At 37.4% G+C, this 12,065-nt stretch carries 13 protein-coding genes; 10 read left to right on the plus strand and 3 right to left on the minus strand.

The window, feature by feature from the left end:
• Positions 1–59: 59 nt before the first annotated feature.
• Positions 60–422, plus strand: coding sequence for an iron-sulfur cluster assembly accessory protein (locus NSU19_RS04620; RefSeq protein WP_063387075.1), 363 nt, complete (start codon positions 60–62; stop codon positions 420–422).
• Positions 423–1,186: 764 nt separating this feature from the next.
• On the opposite strand, the gene NSU19_RS04625 is transcribed toward NSU19_RS04620, so the two are convergent.
• Positions 1,187–2,179, minus strand: a complete 993-nt coding sequence (locus NSU19_RS04625) for an NAD(P)/FAD-dependent oxidoreductase (RefSeq protein WP_063387074.1) — start codon at positions 2,177–2,179, stop codon at positions 1,187–1,189.
• Between the two features lie 284 nt (positions 2,180–2,463).
• Here NSU19_RS04625 and NSU19_RS04630 point away from each other — a divergent pair, with 284 nt between their 5' ends.
• The 4 genes from NSU19_RS04630 (at position 2,464) to NSU19_RS04645 (ending at position 7,254) form a co-directional block, all read left to right on the plus strand.
• A complete protein-coding gene (locus NSU19_RS04630) occupies positions 2,464–3,687 on the plus strand; it encodes an NAD(P)/FAD-dependent oxidoreductase (protein ID WP_186439306.1) in 1,224 nt (407 codons plus the stop codon).
• Between the two features lie 826 nt (positions 3,688–4,513).
• The gene (locus tag NSU19_RS04635; protein ID WP_063387105.1) at positions 4,514–4,831 is read left to right on the plus strand and encodes a YuiB family protein; all 318 of its coding nucleotides are present in this window, start codon (positions 4,514–4,516) and stop codon (positions 4,829–4,831) included.
• 221 nt (positions 4,832–5,052) lie between these two features.
• Complete coding sequence (locus NSU19_RS04640; RefSeq protein ID WP_063387072.1) at positions 5,053–5,670, plus strand: 3D domain-containing protein; 618 nt, start codon at positions 5,053–5,055, stop codon at positions 5,668–5,670.
• A gap of 90 nt (positions 5,671–5,760) precedes the next feature.
• Complete coding sequence (locus NSU19_RS04645) at positions 5,761–7,254, plus strand: leucyl aminopeptidase (RefSeq protein ID WP_339199003.1); 1,494 nt, start codon at positions 5,761–5,763, stop codon at positions 7,252–7,254.
• Positions 7,255–7,681: 427 nt separating this feature from the next.
• Here the strand turns inward: NSU19_RS04645 and ald are convergent, their stop codons facing one another.
• Positions 7,682–8,824, minus strand: coding sequence for an alanine dehydrogenase (ald, locus tag NSU19_RS04650; protein ID WP_063387070.1), 1,143 nt, complete (start codon positions 8,822–8,824; stop codon positions 7,682–7,684).
• 278 nt (positions 8,825–9,102) lie between these two features.
• Here ald and NSU19_RS04655 point away from each other — a divergent pair, with 278 nt between their 5' ends.
• From NSU19_RS04655 to NSU19_RS04665, 3 genes are all read left to right on the plus strand, one after another.
• On the plus strand, positions 9,103–9,633 hold the full coding sequence (locus NSU19_RS04655; RefSeq protein ID WP_339199005.1) for an HD domain-containing protein: 531 nt from the start codon (positions 9,103–9,105) through the stop codon (positions 9,631–9,633).
• A gap of 63 nt (positions 9,634–9,696) precedes the next feature.
• Entirely contained in the window at positions 9,697–9,915 is a 219-nt protein-coding gene (locus NSU19_RS04660; protein WP_063387068.1) for a spore germination protein, read from the plus strand.
• A 79-nt stretch (positions 9,916–9,994) separates the two neighbouring features.
• On the plus strand, positions 9,995–10,243 hold the full coding sequence (locus NSU19_RS04665) for a YueH family protein (RefSeq protein WP_327873263.1): 249 nt from the start codon (positions 9,995–9,997) through the stop codon (positions 10,241–10,243).
• A gap of 49 nt (positions 10,244–10,292) precedes the next feature.
• Here the strand turns inward: NSU19_RS04665 and NSU19_RS04670 are convergent, their stop codons facing one another.
• Positions 10,293–10,532 (minus strand): helix-turn-helix transcriptional regulator, encoded by a 240-nt coding sequence (locus NSU19_RS04670; RefSeq protein ID WP_232515690.1) that lies wholly within the window; start codon positions 10,530–10,532, stop codon positions 10,293–10,295.
• A gap of 337 nt (positions 10,533–10,869) precedes the next feature.
• On the opposite strand from NSU19_RS04670, the gene NSU19_RS04675 reads away from it, so the two are divergent.
• Positions 10,870–11,010 carry a DegQ family regulator gene (locus NSU19_RS04675; RefSeq protein ID WP_063387066.1) on the plus strand — a complete coding sequence of 47 codons (141 nt, stop codon included), beginning with the start codon at positions 10,870–10,872 and terminating at the stop codon, positions 11,008–11,010.
• 117 nt (positions 11,011–11,127) lie between these two features.
• Positions 11,128–12,060 carry a polyprenyl synthetase family protein gene (locus tag NSU19_RS04680; protein WP_339199008.1) on the plus strand — a complete coding sequence of 311 codons (933 nt, stop codon included), beginning with the start codon at positions 11,128–11,130 and terminating at the stop codon, positions 12,058–12,060.
• Positions 12,061–12,065 lie beyond the last annotated feature (5 nt).

Genomic DNA, 12,065 nt, shown 5'->3' on the forward strand with positions numbered 1-12,065 from the left:
TTTTTTCTGAAAAGGTATACTAAAAGTGACTCAAAAATTAATGAAAAGGAGGATGGGTCATGTCTGAAATTGTTATGCTTACCGAAGCGGCAGCTTTTCAAATAAAAGATATGATGAGAGAAAATGAAGAAGAAGGCGCCTATTTGCGTATTGGTGTGAAAGGCGGCGGCTGCACTGGACTTTCATACGGCATCGGGTTTGAACAAGAAAAACAAGAAGATGATCACGAATTTGAACAATTCGGCATTCGGATTTTAGTGGATAAAGACAGCGCCCCTATATTAAAGGGAACAAAGATTGATTATAAACAATCAATGCTTGGTGGAGGATTCACGATAGACAACCCTAATGCGATTGCGTCTTGCGGCTGCGGCGCCTCCTTTAGAACTGCAACACACGCTGGAACACCGGAAGAGTGCTAAAAAAGATTCTTTCCTGAAGCCAAGCATAATGATCGCTTTATTCCTTAACTTTTTCTATACTCACAATAAAATATATCCTAATAAAGTGGAATCCAAAAAAAAGTCTGCTTTATTAGGATATTTTTATGGGAAAAACGGCTAAATGCAACTTATTAAAAGTGATAGAGAATTAAATGAGGATATTTGCAGATCACAGATTTTCATCATGGAAGACCGTGCGAAAGACTATATGAATCACCGATGAAAGTTGAAAAAAGATAGGGCTGTCCGTTGAGTTCCTAAAATGAAGGATTTTGGAGCTACTGTGAAGGATAAAAATAAAGGAATAAAATTTGTAAATGTCCTTCATAGAGGCAATGAAGTCCAACAAAAGCAATTGTATGTGCTGAATGTCCGTCATAAAACTTTTGAAGACTAATTCAGAAAGAGAGCATAAGAAAAGTCCTTCATAAAACTTCTGAAGGATGTAAACAAAGGAAAAATAGTCTGTCCGATTGATGCAGTCTGGTTTCTTTAGAAAAGTACTTGACAAAAAGGCTGTCTCAAAAGGTCATAAAAAATGACCTTTTACGAGACAGCCTTTATTCTTTCCAATAAAATTTACTTTTGCTTATTATTCCCGCTGTAAGGGGGCTGTTCAGAAAGGCAGATCCCCATTGAAAAACAAAAAATCATAAGTCCTGGTATTTCAACGTTTCTAAAACATGAAAGAGGGTGTCAAAAAGCCGAAAAAACGACTTATTAGACACCCACATCTTTTTTCATCAATTAAACATACTTGTGCTGTGCATTGGCTGAACTTTTGCGCTTGGGTCAATATAAGCTTTGGCATTGTTTACAGCTGTTGGACCTTCGCCAAACCCAGTCGCAATTAATTTTATTTTTCCTTCATAAGTACAGATGTCTCCGGCAGCATAAATTCCCGGAATATTTGTTTCCATTTTTGAGTTAACAACAATCGAATTTTTCTCAATTTCCAGCCCCCAGTTTTTGATAGGGCCTAAAGAGGAAACGAAGCCAAAATTGACAATTACTTCATCTACATCAATAATCTCTTTCCGATCTCCTTTTGCTTCTTCGACTACGACTTGTTCAATTCGATCCTTGCCGATAAGCTCAACAGGAACAAAAGGTGTTAATATATTTGCTTTAGAATTTTTTAATTGATTTACGCTATGCTCGTGCGCGCGAAATTTATCTCTTCGATGGACAACCGTTACTTTTTCTGCAATAGGCTCAAGCATTAACGCCCAGTCAACAGCTGAGTCGCCGCCTCCAAACAGGACGACCTTTTTGCCTGCAAAATAGTTTAAATCTTCTACAAAATAGTGCAGGTTTTTCCCTTCAAATTGCTCAGCATTTTCCAGCTGAAGTTTACGTGGTTGAAATGCGCCGTTTCCGGCAGTGATGATAATCGTTTTTGAATAATGTATTTCTGAATTTGTCGTTAACTTAAATGTCCCGTCACTTTGTTTTTCAACTTCCTGAACTTCCTGTTCAAGGCAGACGGTTGGATTGAATAAGGCAATTTGTTCTTTTAAATTATTGACTAATTCTTGAGCTCTAATTTTTGGAAACCCCGCTACATCATATATGTATTTTTCAGGATAAAGCGCTGTCAATTGCCCTCCTAATTGTGGAAGGCTTTCAATAATTTTAACGGAAGCCTGCCTCATTCCTCCGTAAAAAGCTGTGAACATCCCGACAGGTCCCCCGCCAATAATCGTTATATCGTAGACTTTGCTGTCCTCTTTCACAGACGATTCCCCCTCTTGTTAATCTTTATTAATCATATCATAAAAAAAAGATTGTAAAAATACAAAAATTCTGTCATTTAAAGATTTATAAAGTTGATCATTTAGCTTAAAAATAAACTTGAAAAGTTGGACACAAACGGATATCATGACTATAGGTAAAAAGATGTTAAATTTTATTGACAATTTTGCCCTTATAATTTTTTGTCCAATAACGTGAATATTTTCACAAATTATGTGAAAAGTGAGTCTAGAATTGACCGCTTTAAAAATTACGGAAAAGGTTGGTGTGTCTTGTGAGAAATCCTAAAGTTGTTATTTTAGGTGCCGGTTATGGAGGATTAATGACCGTAACACGTCTACAAAAAATGGTGAGTGTGAACGAGGCTGATATTACACTTGTCAATAAGCATGATTATCATTATGAAACAACATGGCTGCATGAAGCATCTGCAGGCACCCTTCATCATGACCGATGCCGCTATCCAATTAAAGATGTAATTGATACAAACAAAGTAAACTTTGTGCAAGATTCTGTAAAATTAATTAAAACAGATGAGAAAAAAGTCATTCTTGAAAATGGCGAGCTTAACTATGATTACTTAGTAGTCGCTCTTGGGGCTCATCCGGAAACGTTTGGAATCCAAGGGTTAAAAGAATACGCTTTCACAATTTCCAACATTAATTCTGCTAGACAAATTAGAGAGCATATTGAATATCAATTTGCTACATACAATACAGAAGAAGAAAAAGATGATACACGTCTAACCATTGTAGTCGGAGGTGCAGGATTCACTGGAATTGAGTTTTTAGGCGAACTTGCCAACCGTGTTCCTGAGCTTTGCCGAGAGTATGATATTGACCCTAAAAAAGTCCGTATTATTTGTGTGGAAGCAGCACCGACAGCACTTCCAGGTTTCGATCCTGAACTTGTGGAGTACGCAGTCAATCAACTGCAGCGCAAAGGTGTTGAGTTTAGAATCGGCACAGCGATAAAAGAATGTACTGAACAAGGAATTATTGTTGGGAAAGACGATCAAACAGAAGAAATAAAAGCAGGCACTGTTATTTGGGCGGCTGGTGTGCGCGGAAACAGTGTAATTGAAGAATCTGGTTTTGAGGCAATGCGGGGCCGCGTAAAAGTAGAGAAAGACTTGCGCGCACCAGGACATGATGATGTGTTTATTATTGGAGACTGTTCATTAATTATTAATGAGGAAATCAATCGTCCATATCCGCCGACAGCGCAAATTGCAATGCAGCAGGGAGAAGTTTGCGCGAGAAATTTAGCTGCATTAATTCGCGGTAAAAAAGAACTCGAACCATTTAAGCCAGATATTAAAGGAACTGTTGCTTCTCTAGGAGAAGATGATGCAGTAGGTATTGCGTTAGGCAAAAAAATGGTCGGTACAAAAGCATCCTTCATGAAGAAAATGATTGATAACCGCGCGTTATATATGGTTGGCGGAGCAGGTCTCGTGTTGAAAAAAGGAAAATTCAAATTTTTTTAAGCTGAAGAAAAGAGCAAAGGCTTAAGGGCTTTTGCTCTTTTAAAATAATGTTTTATAAACATGAACAGCTTTTGTAATTTCTTTTAAAGCAGGAAAGTAAAATGTTTGGAGAAGGAGCCGCTCTGTATTTATTGAATTTTCGTAGTAATAAGCTTTTAAACAAATTAAATTAAAGAGCTCGCTATGCTGATTGCGATTAGAGGGTTCGATTCAGCATAAAATCGCCATGCTGATCTGCAATTATATAGTAGCCTGATGTAATTGGTCTGTAGGACAGCTATACCCGATATTTCCTTCAAAGTTCTTCGTTTTATTCTCAAGTTCTTGTGCTTCTTTTGTTTGTTTACACCGTCTTTTTTGTGCTTGAAGGAATGAAAGTTCTCTCTTAAATGTTGAAGCCAAATCCCTCTTTATGGTACTAGCACAAAAGCATCTCACATGAGTAAAAAACAGACAAAGCACTGTACATTAGGACAATCTTTCTTAAAGGTGATTTTTGGCATTTTAAAACATTTGGGGAAACTTCCAGTTTTTTTGTATAAATTTTGAACTGCTCAAAGGTTGGAGAGCCTACTGAGAACCTTTTTGTGTGCATGTCAAACTTGCTTTGCTGATTTATGCCGATTAAATTAAATCTTGTACTTGATATATTGGAATAAATAGGTTAATAATTAAGGTAACAATTTATCGATTTGCTGCTTTAAAGGTTTGGCACATGTAAGAAGATCTGGCAAATTAACAAAGGCTGGTCAAGTTTTATCCTTATTAAACCACATAAAAACTTTTAATAATAATACGACAGTTTTCTGAGGGTGAGGTCACGATGATGAACATACCGGTGCTGTTGATTTCCATGCTGCTGTTCTTAGTTTTATTTTTTGGAATCGGTTTTTTATTAAATATGCTTTTAAGAATGTCATGGATAATGGCGATACTTTATCCGTTAGTATGTATTTTTTTAATTGATGAAGTGAATTTTTTTGATTATTTCAAATCACCTAGCCGATCATTTTCTCTGTTGGGTGAAAAAATCGCCTCTCTTGCCGTAGCAGACATTCTCATTTTAGGAAGCGGGATGGTAGGTGCGATCCTATCAGGGATTGTCATTCGAATGCTTCGAGCAAGAGGATATCAAATGTTTTAAGCTTTTCCGTATAATCGGAAGGCTTTTTTTTATGTAAAAAAAAAACGCTTTTTTTTTAAAACAATGTTATTTGAGTGCCTACATTTTATTTTTAATTTATCGGAAAATTTATACATGTCGGAACGTATTGAAAAATACGCTCCTTTCAAAAGCTCCTCCAACGTATATTTTGTTTGCGATTTGGAAACAAATAGACGGTGAGAGGAGTGAAATTAGAAAAAATGAAGAGTATAAAAATGTGGACTAGAAGAATTATGATGAGTCTGTTGTTTATTGGGGCGTTTTTAACAACTTTTGAAACCATTTCAGGTGTGAAAGCAGATGAACTGACAAAATGGGTGATCAAACAATATAATCAAAGAGAAAATTCCCAACAAGCCGTTGCAAAAAATATTAATCATGCAAATCAAGGACAGACGATGGAAAAATCCATTGATTTATCAAAGTATCCAAAAAAAACAGTTGTGGCTACCGGATATACAGCCGGATATGAGTCGACAGGAAAACATCCTGGCCACCCTGAATATGGAATTACTTATTCAGGTGTTAAAGTAAAAAGGGATCATTTTTCCACTATAGCAGCAGATTTAAACGTTTTTCCGATCGGAACGATACTTTATGTACCCGGATATGGCTACGGAGTTGTTGCAGATAAAGGTGCTGCGATTAAAGGCAATCGGCTTGATTTGTATTATGAAACAGTAGAAGATGTTTACAATCAGTGGGGAAAGAAAAAAGTGGATGTTTATTTAGTTAAAAAAGGAAACGGAACGCTAACAGAAGAGGAATTAAAAAAATTAAACGAAAATAAAACGATGGAAGTTTTTAGACAACGGTAGCTTATCCCACAGGGATGGGCTTTATTTTTTGGTTTGAAAATAAAGCAAAGTTCTATTCGACCTCGTATAATAATTGAAGGAGGTGGAAAAATGTTTAAAGTACTAGACGGTTTAGAAGGGGAAAGTTTAATTGTTGGCCTTTTTAAGCAAAACGGAAATTTGTCAAAAGCTTTGCAGGAGCTGGATAAAAAATTGAACAATCAACTCACCAAGCTTATAAAATCAGGTGAAATTTCTTCTGCGAAAAACAGTGTCGCAAAACTATATACATTCGATGCTGAAAACGTAAAACGAATTTATTTTGTCGGGCTTGGGAAAGAAAAAGAATTCACGTTCCAAAAGGCAATGGAAGCTTTTGGGCATGCGTTTCAAGCTGTTCAACAAGATCAGAAAAAGATTATAAGCGTACAGCTTTCTACCTTTATTGGAGGAGATGTGGAAGAGGTAGATGCAGCTCATGCACTAGCGGAAGCGTTTGCCCTTTCTACATACAAAATAAAAAACTATAAACAACGATCAAGCAGCAGCGAATCAAGCATTGAAGCTGTTCATGTTTTGACAGATGCAGATAAAGCGAAAATAAACGCAGCCTTAACTGCCGGTTATGTTTATGGAAGAGGAACAAATTCGGCAAGAACTCTTGTGAACATGCCTTCAAATTTATTAACTGCGACAGAACTCGCGAATTATTCCATCGAACTGGCCAAAAAATATTCTTTTGAGATCGAAATCCTTGAAAAAAAGGATATGGAGGAAATGGGCATGGGGGGGATATTGGCGGTAAATAAAGGCTCCAGTGAACCCCCTAAAATGATTGTGTTAAAATACCAAGGAAAAAAGATTTGGGACGATGCGATTGGTTTAGTCGGCAAGGGAATTACTTACGATACTGGGGGCTACTCGTTAAAACCTAGAGATGGGTTAGTAAACATGAAGACTGATATGGCAGGAGCAGCAGCCGTTTTAGGAGCGATGGAAATTATCGGTGAAATAAAACCGAAACAAAATGTTGTAGCCGTTATTCCGGCTACTGACAACATGATTGGCAGCAGAGCGATGAAACCGGATGATGTCATCGTGTCATTAAGCGGAAAAACAATTGAAATTTTAAATACAGATGCTGAAGGGCGTTTAGCTCTTGCAGATGGCATCACTTATGCAAAGCAGCATGGAGCGAAATACATTATCGATGTTGCCACTTTAACCGGTGGAGTTATTGTTGCTCTCGGAAAGCACACAACAGGTGCGATGACGAACAACGAAAAACTGTATGATCAGCTTTTGAAAGCGTCTGTTGAATGTAATGAAAGAATATGGAGATTGCCAATTTTTGAAGATGACCGCGAGCGGGTAAAAAACAGTAAAATGGCGGATTTGAATAATTCCCCTGGCCGGGAAGGACATGCGATAATGGGCGGTGCTTTTTTAGCAGAATTTGCTGAAGATACGCCGTGGGTTCATTTAGACATTGCCGGGACATCCACTACTGCTAAGAAAGGCCCTCTAGGACCTGAAGGAGCAACTGGTGTGATGACTCGAACATTGGCGGCCTTTGTGGAAAAATTCGTGCCGATTAAATCATGATGGAGTCATCCATCATTCGGTTGAACTATTGCAGATTAGGCTTTATGTCAGAAATGTTATTGCTGTTTCAGTTTTTCGGCAGGAGCCGCAATTCAATATAGGAGAGAGACGGAATCTATTTTGTAAAAAAGATGACCGCCATTCAGTATACTTGAAAATCGTGGATTGATTTCTTTCTGACATGTATGTTGTCGGAAGCAACACCAAATTAGGATAATGTGTCGGCACATTCTGACTTAACAAATTGCTGCACATTTATCCTGATTTGGTCTGTATTGTGCACGATTAGCCCAGTACTTAACATGTCTATAAGTGCGCATTTTTTATTGCTTTTCAAAAGAGAGCGAAGGCTTTTTTTGCATTTTTGATAATAGATTCGGCAAGAACTGTTTTCCTTCTTGTAAGGTAAGTCGAAAATATATGTGTATTATGTGGCAGAATTCATATTTGCGAACTCTTTTTCAAAAACTTTTTCTACAGGAACATAATTGTACCCAAGATCGCGGGCGACTGCCTCATACGTTATTTCTTTGTTGGCAACGTTGACACCTAATTTGATCGCTTCGTTTTTGGCGATTACTTCTACTAACCCTTTGTTGGCTATTTGCAATGCATATGGAATGGTCGAATTAGTAAGGGCGAACGTAGATGTTCTCGGAACTGCTCCCGGCATATTCGCAACTGCGTAATGAAGGACCCCGTGCTTTACATATGTCGGATTGTCATGAGTGGTGACATGATCGCTCGTTTCAAAAATCCCGCCCTGGTCAATGGCAACATCAACGATGACTGATCCAGGTTTCATCGATTTTACCATTTCTTCAGTCACAAGCTTTGGCGCTTTTGCACCGGGGATTAAGACAGCACCGATGACTAGATCCGCTTCTTTTACTGCTTCGAAAATATTATAGGAGTTAGACATGAGCGTTTGAATGTCGTTGCCAAAAAGATCATCTAATTCCCGAAGACGCTTAGGACTTACGTCAAGGATGGTTACATGAGCTCCTAAACCGATAGCCATTTTTGCAGCATTTGTACCGACTACCCCGCCGCCGATGATGACGACCTTGCCGCGTTCAACGCCTGGAACACCGGATAATAGAATACCTTTTCCGCCGTACGGTTTTTGTAAAAATTGCGTTCCAACCAGTGTTGCCATACGACCGGCCACTTCGCTCATCGGTGTTAACAGGGGTAACGAATGACCGTCAGAAACTGTTTCGTAAGCGACCGCAATCACACCGGATTCCTTCAACTCTTTTGTCAGTTCAGGATTAGCTGCAAGGTGCAAGTAAGTAAACAGAATAAGACCATCACGGAAATATTTATATTCTTCTTGAAGCGGCTCCTTGACCTTCAACACCATATCTGCTTCCCAAACCTTGCTTGTATCATGAAGAATTTCGGCGCCTGCTTGAATATATTCTTCATCATGAATTCCGCTTCCAAGACCTGCACTTTCTTCTACGAGTACACGGTGACCTGCCTTGACTAATGAAACAACTCCAGCTGGTGTAATGGCTACACGATTTTCGTTATTTTTAATTTCCCGCGGTACACCAATTATCATTGCAATCCCTCCAGTATAGTATAATTTCGTTTTAATATTCCATATGTACCAACAATGAATCGGAATTTTCATGTACCTGTCCATTTTATTGTTTCTTTTCCTGCTGGCAATCATTCATTGAATTTTTTGTTTTTATATCATATGCAAATCGGTGTATGTTTGTCTGCAGCTTTCAGCGAAACCGCCAGTATATTTGCATAAATTTATAAAATCCACTTCCGTTGCGAAAATTTCGAACATATGGTATCTTATACAGAAATATTTAGGAGGGATGAGCTGTGAAAAGGGTCACTTTAATGGAAATATTCACTCATCCAATTACACAAAAATATTTAAAACGATCTGGCATTGCTCACGCGATTAAAACGGCTGATCATGCTTTTCGTCTTGCGATAGCATTCAATGTAAATCCCGATCTTGCGACAAAGGCGGCTCTATTGCATGATATTGGCCATTATGAATGGTACACGGACGGTAAATGGGATTATGAAAAATATCAAAAAAATGATATTCATGCAATAAAAGGAGCGAACAGAGCGCATAAACTGCTGATAAGGCTTGGGGAAAAGCCTGAAGCAGCCAAGCAAATTGCTTTAGCTATTCTCCTTCATACGGATTCGTATTTGCCTGATGGTAATTTAAAGCAAAATCCTCTTCAGCGCATAGTTCGGCTTGCTGATGAATTGGATGAAGAACCAGGCGGAATGCATCATTACCGTCAAATTGACGAAAAGCTGGCTTTAAAGAAAATTAGGACTCTAGATAAAAAAGTTGAAAAGTACTATTCTCAGTTAAAATCCATTGTATAAGCGAACAATTTAGGCGTTTGATCATACAATACTATAAACAAACAATGGAAGTGGTGGTTTCGTTTGCCTTCTTTTGTAGGTCCAATTGAGATTAATGAAGTCGACTCAGGAATCATAAAAGTGGGTGACAGCTTTTCTATTTCTCCTAAGGCGAGTTTAAAATCTGCGCTTGGTTCAGGAGCTTTAAATGTTGGAGACTATGTAAAAACATTTGACGTTCGCAGCAAAACGAATGAACATTCGAAAAGTTTCTTTGATCAACCGATAATAGGGAATAGGTAAAATATTTTGCAAAACCTGAGATTGATTTTTCTTTCAACTCAGGTATTTTTTTATATAGAGGGAAAAAAGGAGTGAAACAATGAAAGTACGAAAGGCAAATATAATACATAACGATGAAGAGATCAGAAACGTCTATATTTATGAAAACAAAAAAGAGGAGTATATATTAGTTGCTGTACCGCAGCTTGAATGGTCCAAGATCATTAAATATGAAGAAATCAATGACAAAACAAGAGAACATTTACAAAATTCTATTGCAAAAAGATCGAATGAGAACATTGCCATTTCACTTTCTTCGAAAATTACTCAATGGATACAGGAAATGTAAATTTTCAAGAGGATTTGAGAAACATGTAACCTCTGCTGTCAGACGGAGGTTACATTAGATTGCTTTCTTTTCTCTCTACTAATTCTATGACATCATGTATGTCGACTTGTAATACGGAGCAAATTTTTGCAAGCTTATCTAGAGGAAGGCGCTTCGTTTTGTTGTGGCACATTTCCCATACAAGCGTATGGCGAATATCAGCTTGACGGGCAAGTTCTCGTTTGGTCATTCTTTTTTGTTTCAATAAATTGTCCAATTTAATATGTATAACATATTCTTTTTTTTCCACTATGTTCACCCTTATTTGTCATATCTTCTCGGGATTTAGAAAATATTCTATCAATGTTCTTTCGTTCATTCAACCCTCTTTTATCAAAATTTTCCTTCTTTTTTATATGAATTTAACAAATGGGGGAAAGAAGGAGTCCTTCTGTTATAAAAATCATGATCATGCAATCTTTATAACAAGTTTGCCATACATCGCAAAAAGACATATACAATCACATTGCGTGTTTTTCGGTATCACGCATAAAACTTCAAATTAGTTTTTCGGTGAAAAATGATCGAAAATTCTATAAAATAAATATGAAAGATCGAAAAAGATCTTTTCAAGGGAGTGTGATACTTTGAATCATCAAGAAATTGAAAAAATCAACAAGATCTTCTTAATGCTTGAAAGGGAGTTAGACGAAACGAAAAAGGCGCTTGATAATATCAATAAGAGCATTGACAAATACGATAAATATCAATATACGAAAATTGTATAATGAGGCGACGACCAAATTTGGTCGCCTTTTTTATGATAATATATATAATTTATAGTATAATAATTGCAAAACATCCATAGATTTCAAGCTGAATATAAATCAGATCAAAAGGAGGGGATGGCATTAAAAAGTGAGTTATTATTAAACAAAGTTCAAGTGGCAATGTTTATGAAGGATGCGGTCGACAGGTCTGTAGACTGGCTTTATTTGCGGAATCTTTTGCATCGTTTTATCGAATCTAAACAAACATTTCCTTTTGCAGAGCTTTGTTATTTGCATGCGAACGTATTCAACAGCGAAAATGATGAAGAAGAATTGTACAAGCTTATGGCAGCTGTTGAATTGCTCGTCCTAGCTTTTGATATGTTTGATGATTTGGAGGATCTGGACAACTTTACAGAACCGTGGATGGATATTGATAGAGGGGAAGCGATTAACAGCTCATCCTTTCTTTATACGTTAAGTTTATCGCATATCCATTCGCTGTCATCACCTTATCGTTCTGAGATCCTTGGTCTGTTTCTTGAATATGCTTTGCAGGCTATGAAAGGCCAGCATATTGATTTGGCAAATGCCGTGAAGACAGAAAAAGAATGTTTGCAAATGATGAGATGGAAATCAGGTTCCCTTACAGCTCTTGCAGCTGAAGCGGGTGTCATGTTTGCATGCGGGAAAAGATACGAGGAAGTTAAGGAATACGGGCACCAAGTAGGGATTGCCGGCCAGATTGAGAATGATTATAAAGGATTGTTTACTCAGCATAAACAGGACAGGAAGTTTTTGAAGCCGTCACTGGCATTACTTTATTTGCAAAGGAAATTTAATCAAACAAGCGTGGATATTTTACAATATGTGCACAGCGGAAAAGACTTCGACGAATACTTTGGAAGCATTGTAGCTTTTAAAGAAAAGCTGTTGGAAGCGGGAGTCACCCAATATTTAAATGTGATGAAACACATCGCGCTTAAGAAGGCTGAAACTTATATAAAAAAACTTCCGCTGCCTGCTGAAAAATTGGATGAACTATTAACAAATTTAATCAAAAAATAAAAAAG

It is taken from the genome of Aeribacillus sp. FSL k6-2211, assembly GCF_037966125.1.
GTDB classification, from domain to species: domain Bacteria; phylum Bacillota; class Bacilli; order Bacillales; family Aeribacillaceae; genus Aeribacillus; species Aeribacillus composti.